Below are 16,222 nucleotides of genomic sequence, written 5' to 3' on the forward strand. Positions count from 1 at the left end.
TATTCTCGGGGATGGGGGCGTCGAAAGCAAAGAATCGGCGCGGGCGCCGCGTCCCGACCCGCAGGCTATACTGGCGCCACGGAGCCTACGTGAGCACGGGTACCCAATTGCTGGACACGACGGCCTCACCGGGCGACATCACCCGGCGCGAACTGTATTTCTTCAATCTCTACCGCTGCCTCGAGGCCGTGGTGTACGTCGGCCTCGTGTTCAGTCCGTTCGCGATGGACTGGGTGAAGCTGTCGCGCCCGCTGCTGGGGCAGGTCGCGTCGTCGACGTACCTCGTGATCGCGGTCGCGTTGCTGATCGGCACCGAGCGCCTGCGTTCGAGCCTCGCGGCGACGATCAGCGCATCGCTGCTGATCGATATCGTGGCCGGCTCGCTGGTGCTGGTCGCGTTGACCGGACACAGCCTGGTGCCGATGATGCTGCTCGTCAACGTCGGCATCGCCGCGTTGCTGCTGCCGCACCGCGCCTACCTGTTCGCGATCATCGCCGCGATCGGCATCGTCTCGCCGCACGTCTACGACCTGCTGAGTGGTTCGACCGGCGAGAACAGCGTCGAGACGCTCGCGATCGTCGTCGCCTACTTCATCGTTGCCGCGCTGCTGCGCTACCTCGGCGGGCACATGCGCGCGGCAGAGGACCTCGCCGCGCGGCGCGGCGTCGACCTGCTCAACCTCGAACAGATCAACGACCTCATCATCCAGCGCATGAAGACCGGCGTGCTGCTGGTCGACCGCGCCAACCACATCCTGCGCATCAACGAGTCGGCCTGGCACCTGATCGGCAACCCGCCGCCGAACCAGCGCGAACTCGGCTCCGCGGCCCCCGAGCTGTCGCGCCGGCTCTACCACTGGCGCCATACGGGCAAGAGCGAGCAGACCGCGGTCGCGCTCGCGCACGACGTGCCGGAAGTGATCCCGCGCTTCACGCGACTGGCGCCGAACGACGACACCAACGTGCTGATCTTCCTCGACGACACCTCGCTCCTGTCGCGCCGCGCCGAGGAACTCACGCTGTCCTCGCTCGGCCGGCTGTCGGCGTCGATCGCCCACGAGATCCGCAACCCGCTCGCCGCGATCCGCTATTCGGCGCAGCTCCTGGCCGAGTCGCCCGAGCTCAACGCCGAGGACAAGCGGCTCGTCGACATCATCAACAACCACTGCACGCGCGCGAACGACGTCGTCGAGAACATCCTGCAGCTGTCGCGCCGCGAACGCTCGCGGCCCGAGACGATCGACCTCAACGCGTGGGTGCTCGCGTTCGTCGAGGACTACAAGCAGTCGAACGATCTGGGCCAGGACCAGCTGCGCGCGGTCACCCACAACCGCACGCTCGAGGCGATGGTCGACCCGCAGCACCTGCAGCAGGTGGTGTGGAACCTCGTGCAGAACGCGCTGCGCTACGGTCGCCAGCCGAACCAGCCCGCGCGCGTGAGCGTGGTCGCGCGCCTCGCGGTCGACAAGGGTCCGCCGCTGCTCGAGGTCATCGATCGCGGGCCGGGCATCCCGCCGAAGGTCGCGGCGCAGATCTTCGAGCCGTTCTACACGACGCACGAGTACGGCACCGGCCTCGGCCTCTACCTCGCCAAGCAGATGAGCGAGGCGAGCCAGGCCTCGCTCGAATACGTGCCGGTCGCCGGCGGCGGCGCCTGTTTCCGCATCACCCTGACCCCTGCCGGCGCGTTGCTCGCCTCGCGCATCACGCCCCAATCCGCCTGAAGGCACCCTTAGCACACGGCGGGAAACTTTGCCTTGGGCTGCCGCGCGATTTACCCTTCACGCAGCCCCCCGGCCAGAACGCGACCGATCCCACGGCATGAGCAAGCACTACGCACTGGTCATCGACGACGAACGCGACATCCGCGAGCTGCTCACGCTCACGCTCGGTCGCATGGATCTCATCGTCGAGACGGCCGCCACGGTCGCCGAGGCGCGCCAGCGACTGGCCGAGCGACGCTACGCGCTGTGCTTCACCGACATGCGCCTGCCGGACGGCTCGGGCCAGGACATCATCGCGCTCGTCGCCGCCCAGTATCCCGAAACGCCGATCGCGATGATCACCGCGTACGGCAACGTCGACGCCGCGGTCGACGCGCTCAAGGCGGGCGCATTCGATTTCGTGTCCAAGCCGGTCGACATCAGCGTGCTGCGGCGCCTGGTGCAGACCGCGCTCAAGCTGTCCGAGGAAAAGCGCGCCGAGCAGACCAGCAGCAGCGGCAAGCTGATCGGCGATTCCGCGCCGATGAACGAATTGCGGGCGACGATCGCCAAGGTCGCGCGCAGCCAGGCGCCGGTGTACATCGCGGGCGAGTCGGGCACGGGCAAGGAACTCGTCGCACGCCTCATCCACGAACTCGGCCCGCGCTCGTCCGCGCCGTTCGTGCCGGTGAACTGCGGCGCGATCCCGTCCGAACTCATGGAAAGCGAGTTCTTCGGCCACAAGCGCGGCAGCTTCACCGGCGCGCAGACCGACAAGGACGGTCTGTTCCACGCGGCACAGGGCGGCACGCTGTTCCTCGACGAGGTCGCCGAACTCCCGATGCACATGCAGGTGAAGCTGCTGCGCGTGATCCAGGAGAAGGCCGTGCGCCCGATCGGCGCGCGAGCGGAAGTCGGCGTCGACGTGCGCATCCTGTCGGCGACGCACAAGAACCTCGCGCGACTGGTCGAGCTCGGCTCGTTCCGCCAGGACCTGTTCTACCGCATCAACGTGATCGAGTTGAAGGTGCCGCCGCTGCGCGACCGCCGCGAGGACATCCCCAAGCTAGCCGGGCGCGTACTGGAGCGGCTTGCGAAGGACAACGGCACCTCGCCCGCGCGGCTCGAACCCGAGGCGCTCAAGGCGCTGCTGTCGTACGACTTCCCCGGCAACGTGCGCGAACTGGAAAACGTGCTCGAACGCGCGGTCGCGCTGTGCGAGAACAACAGCATCGGCGTCGGCGACCTGCGCCTCGCCGCGGGCGAACGCGCCGCGGGCGTCACGGCCGAGGCCTGGGCGAATACGCCGACGCCACCCGCCGGCGGCTCGCACGCCGAGCCTCGCCAATCCGCGTTCGCCGCGGAGCCGCCCGAGGACGAGGGCTTCCCGAGCGACCTCGCCGCCGCCGTCGCGGAGACCGAACGCGCCGCGATCATGAAGGCGCTCGAGGCGACGCGTTGGAACCGCACGGCCGCAGCGAAGCAGCTCGGGCTCACCCTGCGCCAGCTGCGCTACCGGCTCGAGAAGCTCGGCATCGAGTGAATCCGCGCCGCGGCGATGCGTCCGTCGCCGGAACGCACGCCGCCTCGCGTCGCGGGTCTTCATCGCGTGCATCGGCTTTCGTATATTCCGCGCTTCGTCGCCCGGGGTCCGCATGAGCCGCTGGAAGGCCGCTGCCATTCACCTGTCGATCAGCGCGGTGATCGCATCGATCACGGCCGCGCTGGTCTTCCTCGTCTGGTTTCCGCCGCCCTACGGGCATGCCGCCGGCGCCGACCAGCTCATCCTCGTGCTGCTCGGCGTGGACATCGTGCTCGGCCCGCTGCTCACGCTCATCGTCTATCGCCACGGCAAGTGGGGCATGCGCTTCGACCTCGTCGTGATCGGGCTGCTGCAGGCGGGCGCGTTCCTCTACGGCATGTCGATCGTCGTCGCCTGCCGCCCCGTGTTCGTCGTCGGGGCGATCGACCGCTTCGTGCTCGTGCCCGCGAATGCGATCGACGCGAAGGACCTCGCCGAGGGCAGCCAGCCGCAGTTCCGCAGCCTGCCCTGGACGGGACCGCGCCTCGCGAACGCGTTGCGGCCCGAGAAGGCCGAAGACCGCAACGAACTGCTGTTCAACGGACTGGCGGGCAAGGACATCGAGCGGTTCCCGAAGTTCTACGCGACCTACGCCGATCATCACGACGCGCTGCTCGCCCATGCGCGCCCCCTCGACCAGCTGGACGCGAAACCCGGCGCGCGCGCGCAGGTCGATCGCTGGCTCGCCGCGCGGACGCGCGAGCGTGATTCGGTCGTGTGGCTGCCGCTCACGGGGCGCGCGAAGGACATGGTGATGCTGCTCGATCGCGGCGACGGGCGGCTGCTCGGCGCATTGCCGATCGACCCGTGGCTGTAGCCGGCGTCTCGCGTCTGCCCGCCGATCGTCGGAAATGCGGCACAGTGCCCGCTCGCGGGCGCCGCTGCGAGTGAAGGATCGCGTATCCTGCCGCGAATCCACGGGGAGGCCGTCATGATGGAAGGGGTTCGTACACCCCGCTGGCTCGGGCCGGCGGCGTTGGTCGTGTTCGCACTGTCCGGCTGTTCCGGACTCATCTACCAGTCGATCTGGACGCAGTACCTCGGCCTCTACCTCGGCCATGCGGCGTACGCGCAGAGTCTCGTCCTCGCGATCTTCATGGGCGGCATGGCCATCGGCGCATGGTGGGCCAGTCGCCGCAGCCTCCACTGGCGCAACCTGTTGTTCACCTATGCGGCGGTTGAACTCGTGATCGGCGTCGCCGCGGCCGTGTTCCACCCCGTGTACGCGAGCGTCACGTCATTCGCCTACGCGGTCGCATTCCCCGCGCTGCCGGCATGGGCGGTGCAGGCATTCAAGTGGAGCAGCGGCGCGCTGTTGATCCTGCCGCAGGCGGTGCTGCTCGGCACGACGTTCCCGTTGATGACCAATGGCCTCATGCGCCGCCTGCGCGGTCATGACGGTGCGATCCTCGGCGGGCTGTATTTCACCAACAGCATCGGTGCCGCGGCCGGCGCGCTGCTGGCGACATTCGTGCTGCTGCCCGCGATCGGCATGCCCGGCGCGATGCGCTTCGGCGCCGTCCTGAATGTCGTGGTCGCATTGGCCGCGTTCGTGCTCGGCCGCGCCGCCGGGGCGCAGGACGTTCCGCCATCGGCCGCCGTCGAAACCGGCAAGCGCGGCGGCGTGCCGCGCCTCCTGCTTGCCGCCGCGTTCGTCACGGGCGCGACGTCGTTCGTCTACGAGATCGGCTGGGTGCGCATGCTGAGCCTCGCGTTCGGCAGCACGGTGCACGCGTTCGAGCTCATGCTCGCGGCCTTCATCGGCGGTCTCGCGTTCGGCGGTCTGTGGATTCGGCGCCGGATCGACGGCTACGCCGAGCCGATTCGCGTCGGCGGCATCGTGCAGGTGCTCATGGGGCTCGCCGCGCTGGCGAGCCTCATCGCCTACGATCACACGTTCGACTGGGTCGCTTGGCTGCTGGAATCGCTCGGCCGCAACGACAACGGCTACGTGCTCTACAACATCGTTACCGCTTCGGTTTCGATCGTGATCATGGCACCGGCCGCCTTCTTCGCCGGAATGACCTTGCCGCTGTTCACGCTGTCGCTGATCCGCGCCGGCGGTGGCGAGGCCGCGGTCGGCCGCATCTACGCCGCGAATACCGTCGGCGCGATCCTCGGCGTATTCGCCGCGGTGCATTTCCTCGTTCCGGTGCTCGGCCTCAAGCTCGCAATGATCGTCGCCGCGGCCGGCGACCTCGCCTTGGGCGTCGTGCTGCTCAGGCGGTGGACCGCGAGCTCCGATCGCGTCGATTTCGCCTACCTCGGCACGCTGGCCGCGAGCGGCCTCGCGCTGGCGGCGACCCTCGTGCTCGCACGCTTCGATCCGGGCGCGATGGCGAGCGGCGTCTACCGTTCCGGCCTCGCGCACATAAACGAGCAAGCCGGCGAGAAGGTCCTCTACTACCGCGACGGCAAGACGGCGAGCGTCGCCGTCATTCAGTCGATCGACGACAAGCGCGCGATCAAGACGAACGGCAAAGTCGATGCCGGTCTCGGCATGGGAGCCGAGTCCGGCCCTGACGAGTCGACTATGATCCTGGCCGCGGCCGCGCCGCTGCTGCTCCACCCGCACCCTGCCAACGCGGCGGTGATCGGGTTCGGGTCGGGCCTTTCGACCCATACCCTGCTCGCGGACCCGCGACTGCAGCGTGTCGATACGATCGAGATCGAGCCCGCGATGATCGAAGGCGCGCGCCTGTTCGGCAAGCGTGTCGAGCGCGCCTATACCGATCCTCGCTCGCACCTGCACATCGAGGACGCGCGGACCTATTTCGCGGCCAATCACGCGCGCTACGACATCATCGTCGCGGAGCCGTCCAATCCATGGGTATCCGGCGTCGCGAGCCTGTTCAGCACCGAGTTCTATACGTTCGTTCCCCGCCATCTCGCGCCCGGCGGCCTGTTCGTGCAATGGGTGCAGCTGTACGAGATCAACGATGAGCTCGTCGGCACGATCATCCAGGCCCTGTCGACGCAGTTTCGCGATTACCGGGTCTACCTCGCGAACGATGCCGACATGCTGATCGTCGCGAGTGCGGACGGCCCGGTATCGGACCCGAACGCGGCCCCGCTCTCGAATGCCGCATTGCGCGATGAACTCGCGCGCGTGAAGCTCGGCACCCTCGAAGATCTCGAAGCACACGCGATCGGCCGCCGTGCGTCGCTCGACACGTTCTTCATCACGCTCTCCCGCCGCGCGAACTCGGACTTCTACCCGATCCTGTCGCTGGAAGCGCCACGCACGCGCTTCACGGCCGAACGTGCGGTCGCCATCAAGGAAATGAGCACGGCGGACCTCCCGTACCGGGCGATTCTCGCGGGCCTGGAGGCACCGGAGGCGTCTGCGATCGCGGACGACGCATCCTTGCGCTACACGGGTAGCGTCCATCGTGCCGCTCGCCTGGCCGAGGCGCTGCGCCTGGATGCTCCGGTGGATGCCGCCGACGCCGCAGCGAGTGCCGCGCAGGTCGCGTACATCCGCGAGGCAGCGGCGCACTGTCGAAATCCCGACGACCCGGCGATCCTGATGTCGGATATTGCCGACGTGGCCGCGCGCACCTTGCCTTTCCTGCCTGCCGCGGAAGGCAAGGCGCTCTGGTCGGATCCGACGTGGATCCATTGCAAGGACCAGGCGCCCGCGGTGCGCGAACTGCTTGCGGTGATCGCTGCACTCTCGGCCCGCGATGGTGCTGCCGTGCAACGCGGCGCGCTCGAACTGTTGGCCCGCGAGGGCGCGGTGCGCGCCGACGGCTTGCGCGATTGGCTGTTGCGCGCCGCGATGCTCGGTGCCTACGAAAGCGGCGACTACGAAGGCGTCGAGCGCATCGAGGCCAGCTACGGCCGATCGATCGAATCGCAGGGATCGGATCGGTACTACCGGGCCTGGATGCGCAACGCGGCGCGCATGCGCGTACGCGAGGCGGGCCACTGACCGTTCGCGACGCCTTTGGCGGGGAATGTCATTTTCGGACAATCCCCGCGGCCACCCGTGTCAACCTGAGAACGCCGTCGCAGGTCCGGGGAGTCGTTTGTCGAACCACGTCACGAGTCCGGTACACTGAGACTGGCACGGAAGCTGCTAATCTGAATCCGCGAGCCGTCGATCGCCGGCAAGAGCGATCGCGGAAGCGGGCCCGCCTGGTTAGGTTGGCGGCTCTAGGGGCAAACCGTTTTACCCATTCCAGAGGATTCACCATGAAGATGATCCAGAAGGGCTTCACGCTTATCGAACTCATGATCGTGATCGCGATCATCGCGATCCTGGCCGCGATCGCGCTGCCGGCGTATCAGGACTACACGATCCGTTCGAAGATCTCGGAAGGCCTCGTCGGCGCGAGCGCCGCGAAGGTGTCCGTGTCCGAAGCGTTCCAGAGCGGCGGCATGACCGGCCTCCAGGCGGCTGCGGCCGAGTACGGCGCGAACAACGCCTCGACGTCCTCGAAGTACGTCAATTCGATCGAAGTCGCCCCGGCCACGGGCATGATCACGATCAACGTGCGTGCGAACGCCGACAACGGTATCCCGACCAGCCTCGACAAGAACACGCTGACGCTGACCCCGAACCTGAAGACGGCCGGCGCCTACAAGGTGCTGACCGACGACGGCAAGGGCGCGATCGACTGGGGTTGCCAGTCGGCGACGGCGGTCACGTTCGGCAAGCGCGGCTTCACGGGCGGCGCCGCGGGCACCCTGCCGGCGAAGTACGCTCCGGCCGAGTGCCGTTAAGCGATCGTCTCACCGATTCTTTCCGGATCGGAGCGATGCGACAGACGAGGCCCCGCATCGCGGGGCCTCTTTTTTGAACGTTAGTTCCTTCGTAGCCCGTGAATGCGAGCCAGGGGGCCCGGCATGTCGACGCACGTACGTGGATTCACCTTGATTGAACTGATGATCGTGATCGCGATCATCGCCATCCTGGCTGCGATCGCCTTGCCCGCCTACCAGGACTACACGATCCGCTCCAAGGTGAGCGAAGGCCTCGTCGGAACGAATGCGGCGAAGGCGGAGGTCGTGACGTCGTTCCAGGCGAATGGCCCGAACGCACTCGCCGGCGTCGCCGAGAGTTATCAGCCCGGCAACGCGAGCACGAGCAGCAAGTACGTGCAGTACATTACCGTCGACGCCGCGGGCGTGATCACTGCCGTCATGGCAGCCAACGCGTCCAACGGTATTCCAGCAAGCCTCAATGGCAAGACGCTGCGACTCACGCCGCAGATCCACCAGGCCGGAGGCTACATCGCACTCGATCCCGATGCGCGCGGCCCGATCGACTGGTCCTGCGCCTCGGCGACCCACGCGACGGCGTCTGCGCGCGCGATGCTCTTCAATGACGGCACGTTCGACGCCAAGTACGTGCCGACCGAGTGCCGCTGAGCGCCATCCCCTGCGCGCCGCCGGGTTGCTGACGGGCGGCGCGCCGATCGCGTTGTCGAAGCGATCCTCGCGAGCGTAGTCTGGGCGAATGCCGCCTCTCCTCCGGCGCCTTCCCGGCGCATACCTGTTGCTCGCCGCCCTCGTCGCGACCTGCCTCGTCTACGCCCCTGGCCTCACCGGCGGTTGGTTCTTCGACGATTTCCCGAACATCGTCCGCAACCCGGACGTGCAACCGTCGCGCTTCGGGCTTTCCGAACTCGCAGGCGCCGCGTTGTCGTCGCCCGCGAGCGACCTCAAGCGACCGCTCGCCTCGCTGAGCTTCATGGTCGACGCCGCGTTGTTCGGGCTTGAACCGCTCGGCTGGAAGCTGACCAACCTCGTCCTCCACCTCGCCAATGGCTGGCTCGTGTTCCTGCTCGCGCGCGCATTGCTCGAAGCCTGCGCGCTGCGCGCCCGCGCGATCGCCGATGCCGGGCGCGTCGCCGCGCTCGTCGCGGCCGGCTGGCTGCTGCTGCCGATCAATCTCACCGCCGTGCTCTACGTCGTGCAGCGCATGGAAAGCCTCGCGAACCTGTTCGTGCTGCTCGGCCTGCTCGGCTACGTGCGCGGACGCCTGCGCATGCGGTCGTCCAGCGGCGACGGTTTCGGCGCCTGCGTCGCGAGCCTGCTCGGCGCGACCGCGGCCGGGATGCTCGCGAAGGAAACCGCGATCCTGCTGCCGCTGTACGCCGCCATCGTCGAGGCCGTGCTGTTCCGCTTCGGCGACGAATCCCGCCGCGACACGCGCGTACTCGCCCTGTTCGGTACCGTCCTCGTGCTGCCCGGCCTCGTCGGCGCGGCCATGCTCGTGCCGTGGCTCGCGAACGACGCCACCTGGGCAAGCCGCGACTTCACGCTCGCGACGCGCCTGCTCAGCGAGGCGCGCATCGTCGCCGGCTACGTCGGCTGGACGCTGCTACCGCTGCCGCGCTCGCTGTCGTTCTACCACGACGACTTCGTCGTCTCGGCCAGCCTCTTTTCGCCGTGGACGACCGCGGCGAGCCTGCTCGCGCTCGCCGCGATGGCCGCGACGGCGTGGTACCTGCGCGAGCGCCGCCCGCTCGCGAGCATCGGCATCGGGTTGTTCATCGGCTGCCATCTCCTGACCGGCACCGTACTTCCGCTCGAACTCGTCTACGAGCACCGCAACTATTTCGCGAGCTTCGGGCTGCTGCTCGCGGTCGTGCCCGCGCTCGCTGCACCCGCGCGCATGTGGCCGCGTGCGGGCCAGGTCCTTCTCGGCGCGCTGCTGCTCGGGTGGTCGGCGCTGACGCTCGCGACCGCGTACGCGTGGGGCGATCCACTGCGACTCTCGGCCGAACTCGCCGCGCGCGCGCCGGATTCGCCGCGGGCGCAGTTCGGCCATGGCCGCGAGCTGCTCGCCCACAGCGATTACACCGAGCAGTCGCCGCCATTGCGCGAGGGCTTCGCCGTGCTCGAGCGCGCGGCGGCGATGCCCGGCGCATCGATCCTGCCCGAGCAGACGATGATCCTCACGCGCAGCCTCATGCGCGCGCCCGTGAACGAGCGCTGGTGGGATTCGCTCATCGCCAAGCTCGCTGCGCGCGCGCCGCGCAGCGAGAACGTCGATGCGCTCGCCGCGCTCACGCGCTGCGCGCGCGACCGGCGCTGCGAGCTGTCCGCGGCGCGGATGGATGCCGCGTTCGCCGCCGCCGAGTCGCACGCACCGGTCAACGCAACCGTGCTCGTCGCGCACAGCGACTGGGCCTGGAACGTCGCCGGCGACCATGCGCTCGGCAAGCGCCTCGTCGAGGAGGCGGTGCGCGCACGCCCGGCGGACGCCGATGCCCGCATCACGCTCGCGCGCATGAACCTCGTGCTCGGCGACACCGCCGCGGCGCATGGGCAACTCGACGCGCTGGAACGCCTCAATACCGCGGGCCGCCTCGACCCTGCGCTCGCGGACCTGCGCCGCCTGCTCGGCCCGCCATGACGCGGCGTCCGCGCGATTGCGCGGCTTCTCGCCGCCTGCGTACACTCGCGACGCCCTGACGACGGATGTTCCCTTGCCCGAACGAATGCCTCTCCCGCTGGTGAGCATCGGCATGCCCGTTCGCAACGAGGCGCGGTTCATCGACGCGAGCCTCACCGCACTGCGCGCCCAGGACCATCCGCACGTCGAGATCATCGTCTGCGACAACGCGTCCGACGACGACACGCTCGCGATCTGCGAACGCCACGCGCTGGCCGACGCGCGCGTACGCATCGAGCGTTCGTCGCAGAACCTCGGCGCGATCGGGAACTTCCGCCGCGCCTTCGAGCTCGCGCGCGGCGAATACTTCATGTGGGCGTCCGGACACGACCTGTGGAGCACCGATTTCGTCTCCGCCTGCGCGTCGCGACTGCAGGCCGAGTCCGGCGCGAGCATCGCGTTCGCGGGCTCGCGCTGGATCGATGCCGAGGGCGGGCCGCTCGCGCGCGCCTCGGGCTGGGCCGACACGCGCGGCCTGGCACCGCTGGCGCGCTGGATGACCGTGTTCTGGGGCAACATGCATCCGATCTACGGCCTCATCCGCAGCGCACACCTTCGGGCTTGCGCGGCGATGGAGGAGCGCGTCGGGGCCGACCTCGTGCTGCTCGCCGAACTCGCGCTTCGCGGCGACTTCGTGCACGTGCCCGGGCCGCTCTGGTCTCGACGCGAGTTCCGCCGCGAGACCGCCTACGAACACAAGCTCGCGCGCTACTCGTCTCACGAGAACCGCATCGCGGGGACGGTGTGGCGACGCCGGTTCCCGTTGCTCGGCCTGCCGCTCGCGCTGGCCGCAACGTTGTCGCGCGCGAACATCCGTGGCGTCGAGCGCTGGGCCGCGCTGCTCGCGCTTGCCGGCGCGCTGCCGCTGCGCCATCGCATCGGCCGGCGCATGACGATCGGCTGACGCGATGGATGCGTCGTCCGCGAAGGATGCACTGCGAAGAATCGTCGGCGCCGCCCGCTGGGTGTTCGCGCCGCTGGCGCTGGCCTGCCTCGCGTTCGCGGCATGGCACGCGAGGGACAGCATCGGCGCAACGCTGGTCCGCGCCCAACCGAGCGCGCTCGCCACCGCGATCGCGCTGTGGACGCTGTCGCATGCGTTCGCGCCGGTCGCGAGCCGCATCGTCCTCGGCGCACTTGGCGCGCATGTGCGCTACCGCGAACTGCTCGCGATCCATGTCGCCCGCCTGCCCGCGCGCTACCTGCCGGGCGGGATCTGGCACACGGTATCGCGCGTGGCCGACCTGCAGCAGCGCGGCGTAGGCCGCGCCGAACTCGCGACGATGGTCGCCGCCGAGAACGTGCTACCGCCTGCGACCGCAGCCTTGCTCGGCGGCGCACTGTTGCTCGGCGCCGGCGTCGCGCGCGATGCTTCGCTCGTCGCGCTGGCGGCAGGCGGTACGTTGCTCGCTGCGGCGCTGGCGCTCGCACGGCAAGCCGTCGTGCGCCGCCGCGCGCGACTCGAGCCACGATCGGTGTTGCTCGCGGCGGCCGCGACGATCGTGTTCTGGTCGATCGCTGCGACCGCGTTCGCGGCCTACTGGCTCGCGTTCGCCGATCTGCGCGACAGCGCGCCCCTGGTCGCCGTCGCCGGCGTCTACCTCGTCGCCTGGGCCGTAGGTTTCGTGAGCTTCTTCGCGCCGCAGGGCATCGGCGTTTTCGAATCGATGGCGGCGCTGTTCCTCGCCGAGGACGTCGGCCTCGCCGACGCCGCCGTGCTCGCGGCCGGCTTTCGTGTCGTCGTGCTCGCCGCCGACGCGATCGCCTGGGCGATGCTGCAGGCATGGCGCGGCTGGCGCCGCGCGCGCGCGAATTGACACCCTCTCGGCGCAACGGCTCTAATCGTGCGCGGCGCGGCCAGACCGCATCCTTGCCGGTCGGGCGCACACGGGAGTCGGCATGAAGGCGGTGATCCTCGCCGGGGGGCTCGGCACGCGCATCAGCGAAGAGACGACGGTCCGGCCCAAACCGATGATCGAGATCGGCGGCATGCCCGTGCTCTGGCACATCCTCAAGATCTATTCCCACCACGGCATCCAGGATTTCGTGATCTGCCTCGGTTACAAGGGTTACCTGATCAAGGAATACTTCGCGAACTACTTCCTGCACATGTCCGACGTCACGATCGACCTGCGCAGCAACAGCATGGACGTCCACCACAAGCACGCCGAGCCGTGGCGGGTCACGCTCGTCGACACCGGCCACGACACGCAGACCGGCGGGCGCCTCCGGCGCGTCGCGAGCTATCTCGACGACGGCCCGTTCTGCTTTACCTACGGCGACGGCGTCGCCGACGTCGACGTCGCCGCCACGGTCGCGTTCCATCGTGCCAAGGGCACGCTCGCGACGATCTGCGCGGTGCAACCGCCGGGGCGCTTCGGTGCGCTCGACATCGAGGAGGAGCGCATCACCCGCTTCGAGGAGAAGCCGTCCGGCGACGGATCCTGGATCAACGGCGGCTTCTTCGTGCTCGAGCGCGGCGCGCTCGACTACGTCGACGGCGACGACTGCGTGTGGGAGCGCGGCCCGCTCGAGCGTCTCGCGCGCGAGCGGCAACTGTCCGCCTACGTGCATCGCGGATTCTGGCAACCGATGGACACGTTGCGCGACAAGCTGCGCCTCGAGGATCTCTGGCAACGGGGCGTCGCGCCATGGAAGGTATGGGACTGAAACGACTCTTCGGCGGAACGTGGCCCGGCACGCGCGTGCTCGTCACCGGCCACTCCGGCTTCAAGGGTTCCTGGCTCTGCCTGTGGCTGCGCGAAATGGGCGCCGACGTCGCGGGCCTCGCACTGCCGCCCGACACGACGCCGGCCCACGCGAAGCTGCTCGCGCTCGACCTCGACGAGCACATCGTCGACCTTCGCGACGCGGCGGCCGTGCACGACGCCGTGGCGCGCATCCGTCCGCGCGTCGTCTTCCATCTCGCTGCGCAGTCGCTCGTGCGGCGCGGCTACGACAGGCCGGTCGAGACGTTCGACACCAACGTGCGCGGCCTCGTTCACCTGTTCGAAGCGGTGCGCGCGTGCGACAGCGTGCGCGCGGTCGTCAATGCGACCACGGACAAGGTCTATCGCGAGCCGCCACCGCCATCCGGCTATGCCGAGGAGCATCCGCTCGGCGGGCACGATCCCTACAGCGCATCGAAGGCCTGCGCCGAGCTCGTGTCCGACAGTTATCGCAGCAGCTGGTTCGCGGGCGCGGGCACGCGCCTCGCGACGGCGCGCGCCGGCAACGTGATCGGCGGCGGAGACTGGGCCGAGGACCGCCTCGTTCCCGACCTCGTGCGCGCGGCGAGCGCGGGCACGCCGCTGCGCATCCGCCATCCGGCCGCCGTGCGACCGTGGCAGCACGTGCTCGAACCACTGAGCGGCTACCTGCGGCTGGCCGAGGCGTTGCTCGCCGGCGACGGCGTCGAAGGCGCGTGGAATTTCGGACCTGCCAACGACGCGACGATGACCGTCGCCGCGCTCGTCGCGCGCATGCGGGATCGCTGGCCAGGCATCGCGGTCGAACCCGCGTCCGGCGCGCATCCGCGCGAAGCGCCCCTGCTCGTGCTCGACTGCGACAAGGCCCGCCGAGGGCTGGGCTGGCGCCCGGTGTGGGACGCCGCGACGAGTGTGCAGCGCACGATCGACTGGTATCGGACCTACCACGACCGCGGCGTCGCCGAGAGCCGCCGCGACCTCGACGCGTACGTGGCCGACGCGCGCGCCGCGGGCCTCGCCTGGGCGGCCTGAGATGCGCCTCCTCGCCACACCGCTCGCCGGCCTGACCGTGGTCGAAACCGCGCCCATCGCCGACGAGCGCGGCCGCTTCGTGCGCATCGCCTGCGAGCAGGCGCTGTCGACGTTGAAGCCGGACATCCGCTTCGTGCAGGTCAACCTCTCGCGCACGCTCCGCCAGGGAACCGTCCGTGGCCTGCATTTTCAGCATGCGCCGCATACCGAATCCAAGCTCATCCGCTGCCTGCGTGGACGTGTCTTCGACGTCGCGGTCGACCTGCGCACGCGCTCGCCGACGTTCCTGCGCTGGCATGCGGTCGAGCTCGACGCCGACGTCGAGCGCGAGGTGTTCATCCCGGACGGTTTCGCGCACGGCTTCCAGGCGCTGACCGACGACGTCGAACTGCTGTACCTGCACACGGCGGCCTGGTATCCGTCCGCGGAAGGGCGCGTGCGCCCCGACGACCCCGCGCTCGGCATCGCCTGGCCGCTCGCGGTCGCGGGTCTCTCGCCGCGTGACCGCGACGCGCCGCTGCTGACCGCCGCCTTCCCGGGGATCGACGCATGAAATGCCGCTTCTGCGCCGAGCCGATCGACGACGCGTCGCCGGACACGTTGTTCCTCGACCTCGGCACCGCGCCGCCGTCGAACGCGTTCCTCACGTCCGCGCAGCTCGCCGAGGCGGAGTCGTACCTGCCGCTGAGGCTGCATGCGTGTCCGCGCTGCCTGCTCGTGCAGCTCGACGAGATCCGTCCGCACGCGCAGTTGTTCGCTCCCGACTACGTCTATTTCTCGTCCTATTCGCGTTCGTGGCTCGAGCATGCACGCGCGTTCGTCGAGCTCGCGGTCGCGGAGCTCGATCTCGACGCCCGCAGTCTCGTGGTCGAGATCGCCTCGAACGACGGGTACCTGCTGCAGTACGTCGCCGCGAAAGGCATTCCGTGCGTCGGTATCGAACCGACCTCGGGCACCGCGCAGGCGGCGCGCGCGAAAGGCGTGGAGACGATCGAAGCGTTCTTCGGCCTGCGCTTCGCGCACGCATTCGTCGCCGAACGCGGACAGGCCGATCTCGTCGTCGCGAACAATGTCCTCGCGCACGTGCCCGACCTCAACGATTTCGTCGCCGGCCTGCGCGTGCTGCTCGCGCCACGCGGCGTCGCGTCGGTGGAGTTCCCGCACCTGCTCGAACTCGTCTCGCAGCGCCAGTTCGACACGGTCTACCACGAGCACTTCTCGTACTTCTCGCTGCACGTCGCGCGCGCGGTGTTCGCCGCGCACGGACTGCGCGTCCACGACGTCGAGCGGCTGCCGACGCACGGCGGCTCGTTGCGCCTGTGGGCGAGCCCGGTCGATTCCGGACGCGCGGAGTCGGTACGCGTCGCCGAGGTGCTCGCGCTCGAGCGCGCGGCCGGCATGTTCGAGCGCGGCTGGTATCGCGGCCTCCAGCGCCAGGCCGAGGACGTCAAGAACGCGTTGCTCGAGTTCCTGCTCGGACTGCGGCGCAGCGGCCGCTCGGTCGCCGCCTACGGCGCCGCGGCGAAGGGCAATACGCTGCTCAACTATGCCGGCATCAGGCCCGACCTCGTGCCGTTCGTCGTCGACGCTTCGCCGTACAAGCAGGGTCGCTTCCTGCCCGGCTCGCGCATCCCCGTGGTCGCCGAGGGCGTCTTGCGCGCGGCGCGACCCGACGTCGTGCTGATCCTGCCGTGGAACCTGCGCGCGGAGATCACCGCGCAGCTCGCCTACGTGCGCGAGTGGGGCGGCCGCTTCGCCGTCGCCGTGCCGCAGCTCGACGTGTTCTGAC

The 16,222-nt window shown here is 69.3% G+C and carries 13 protein-coding genes; all 13 read left to right on the plus strand.

Annotation, left to right across the window (positions count from 1 at the left end):
* Nucleotides 1–89 precede the first annotated feature (89 nt).
* The 13 genes from VI238_RS10085 to VI238_RS10145 all read left to right on the plus strand — a co-directional run bounded on the left by VI238_RS10085 (nucleotide 90) and on the right by VI238_RS10145 (nucleotide 16,221).
* Nucleotides 90–1,724 (plus strand): ATP-binding protein, encoded by a 1,635-nt coding sequence (locus VI238_RS10085; protein WP_331650941.1) that lies wholly within the window; start codon nucleotides 90–92, stop codon nucleotides 1,722–1,724.
* A gap of 97 nt (nucleotides 1,725–1,821) precedes the next feature.
* The gene (locus tag VI238_RS10090) at nucleotides 1,822–3,246 is read left to right on the plus strand and encodes a sigma-54 dependent transcriptional regulator (protein ID WP_331650943.1); all 1,425 of its coding nucleotides are present in this window, start codon (nucleotides 1,822–1,824) and stop codon (nucleotides 3,244–3,246) included.
* Nucleotides 3,247–3,358: 112 nt separating this feature from the next.
* Complete coding sequence (tfpZ, locus tag VI238_RS10095) at nucleotides 3,359–4,102, plus strand: TfpX/TfpZ family type IV pilin accessory protein (protein WP_331650944.1); 744 nt, start codon at nucleotides 3,359–3,361, stop codon at nucleotides 4,100–4,102.
* Between the two features lie 165 nt (nucleotides 4,103–4,267).
* Nucleotides 4,268–7,219: a spermine synthase gene (locus VI238_RS10100; RefSeq protein WP_331650945.1), complete on the plus strand. Its 2,952-nt coding sequence runs from the start codon at nucleotides 4,268–4,270 to the stop codon at nucleotides 7,217–7,219.
* Nucleotides 7,220–7,488: 269 nt separating this feature from the next.
* Nucleotides 7,489–8,013: a pilin gene (locus tag VI238_RS10105; RefSeq protein ID WP_414650052.1), complete on the plus strand. Its 525-nt coding sequence runs from the start codon at nucleotides 7,489–7,491 to the stop codon at nucleotides 8,011–8,013.
* A 123-nt stretch (nucleotides 8,014–8,136) separates the two neighbouring features.
* Nucleotides 8,137–8,661, plus strand: a complete 525-nt coding sequence (locus tag VI238_RS10110; protein WP_331650948.1) for a pilin — start codon at nucleotides 8,137–8,139, stop codon at nucleotides 8,659–8,661.
* Between the two features lie 88 nt (nucleotides 8,662–8,749).
* The gene (locus VI238_RS10115) at nucleotides 8,750–10,654 is read left to right on the plus strand and encodes a hypothetical protein (RefSeq protein ID WP_331650949.1); all 1,905 of its coding nucleotides are present in this window, start codon (nucleotides 8,750–8,752) and stop codon (nucleotides 10,652–10,654) included.
* 112 nt (nucleotides 10,655–10,766) lie between these two features.
* Entirely contained in the window at nucleotides 10,767–11,597 is an 831-nt protein-coding gene (locus VI238_RS10120) for a glycosyltransferase family A protein (protein ID WP_331650951.1), read from the plus strand.
* A 4-nt stretch (nucleotides 11,598–11,601) separates the two neighbouring features.
* Nucleotides 11,602–12,510 carry a hypothetical protein gene (locus VI238_RS10125; RefSeq protein ID WP_331650953.1) on the plus strand — a complete coding sequence of 303 codons (909 nt, stop codon included), beginning with the start codon at nucleotides 11,602–11,604 and terminating at the stop codon, nucleotides 12,508–12,510.
* Between the two features lie 82 nt (nucleotides 12,511–12,592).
* Complete coding sequence (gene rfbF, locus VI238_RS10130) at nucleotides 12,593–13,363, plus strand: glucose-1-phosphate cytidylyltransferase (protein ID WP_331650954.1); 771 nt, start codon at nucleotides 12,593–12,595, stop codon at nucleotides 13,361–13,363.
* Nucleotides 13,354–14,433 carry a CDP-glucose 4,6-dehydratase gene (gene rfbG, locus VI238_RS10135; protein ID WP_331650956.1) on the plus strand — a complete coding sequence of 360 codons (1,080 nt, stop codon included), beginning with the start codon at nucleotides 13,354–13,356 and terminating at the stop codon, nucleotides 14,431–14,433. The genes rfbF and rfbG overlap by 10 nt, the downstream gene beginning before the upstream one ends.
* Before the next feature lies 1 nt (nucleotide 14,434).
* Nucleotides 14,435–14,986 (plus strand): dTDP-4-dehydrorhamnose 3,5-epimerase family protein, encoded by a 552-nt coding sequence (locus tag VI238_RS10140; RefSeq protein ID WP_331650957.1) that lies wholly within the window; start codon nucleotides 14,435–14,437, stop codon nucleotides 14,984–14,986.
* Nucleotides 14,983–16,221, plus strand: coding sequence for a class I SAM-dependent methyltransferase (locus VI238_RS10145; protein ID WP_331650959.1), 1,239 nt, complete (start codon nucleotides 14,983–14,985; stop codon nucleotides 16,219–16,221). The genes VI238_RS10140 and VI238_RS10145 overlap by 4 nt, the downstream gene beginning before the upstream one ends.
* The last annotated feature ends 1 nt before the right edge of the window (nucleotide 16,222 follow it).

Source organism: Dokdonella sp., assembly GCF_036518555.1.
GTDB lineage: Bacteria > Pseudomonadota > Gammaproteobacteria > Xanthomonadales > Rhodanobacteraceae > Dokdonella_A.

What these genes read in the sequence shown, in the direction of transcription:
- VI238_RS10090 (WP_331650943.1), top strand. Translation starts at nt 1,822, where the DNA reads ATGAGCAAGCACTACGCACTGGTCATCGACGACGAACGCGACATCCGC.
- tfpZ (WP_331650944.1), top strand. Translation starts at nt 3,359, where the DNA reads ATGAGCCGCTGGAAGGCCGCTGCCATTCACCTGTCGATCAGCGCGGTG.
- VI238_RS10105 (WP_414650052.1), top strand. Translation starts at nt 7,489, where the DNA reads ATGATCCAGAAGGGCTTCACGCTTATCGAACTCATGATCGTGATCGCG.
- VI238_RS10110 (WP_331650948.1), top strand. Translation starts at nt 8,137, where the DNA reads ATGTCGACGCACGTACGTGGATTCACCTTGATTGAACTGATGATCGTG.
- VI238_RS10115 (WP_331650949.1), top strand. Translation starts at nt 8,750, where the DNA reads ATGCCGCCTCTCCTCCGGCGCCTTCCCGGCGCATACCTGTTGCTCGCC.
- VI238_RS10120 (WP_331650951.1), top strand. Translation starts at nt 10,767, where the DNA reads ATGCCCGTTCGCAACGAGGCGCGGTTCATCGACGCGAGCCTCACCGCA.
- VI238_RS10125 (WP_331650953.1), top strand. Translation starts at nt 11,602, where the DNA reads ATGGATGCGTCGTCCGCGAAGGATGCACTGCGAAGAATCGTCGGCGCC.
- rfbF (WP_331650954.1), top strand. Translation starts at nt 12,593, where the DNA reads ATGAAGGCGGTGATCCTCGCCGGGGGGCTCGGCACGCGCATCAGCGAA.
- rfbG (WP_331650956.1), top strand. Translation starts at nt 13,354, where the DNA reads ATGGGACTGAAACGACTCTTCGGCGGAACGTGGCCCGGCACGCGCGTG.
- VI238_RS10140 (WP_331650957.1), top strand. Translation starts at nt 14,435, where the DNA reads ATGCGCCTCCTCGCCACACCGCTCGCCGGCCTGACCGTGGTCGAAACC.
- VI238_RS10145 (WP_331650959.1), top strand. Translation starts at nt 14,983, where the DNA reads ATGAAATGCCGCTTCTGCGCCGAGCCGATCGACGACGCGTCGCCGGAC.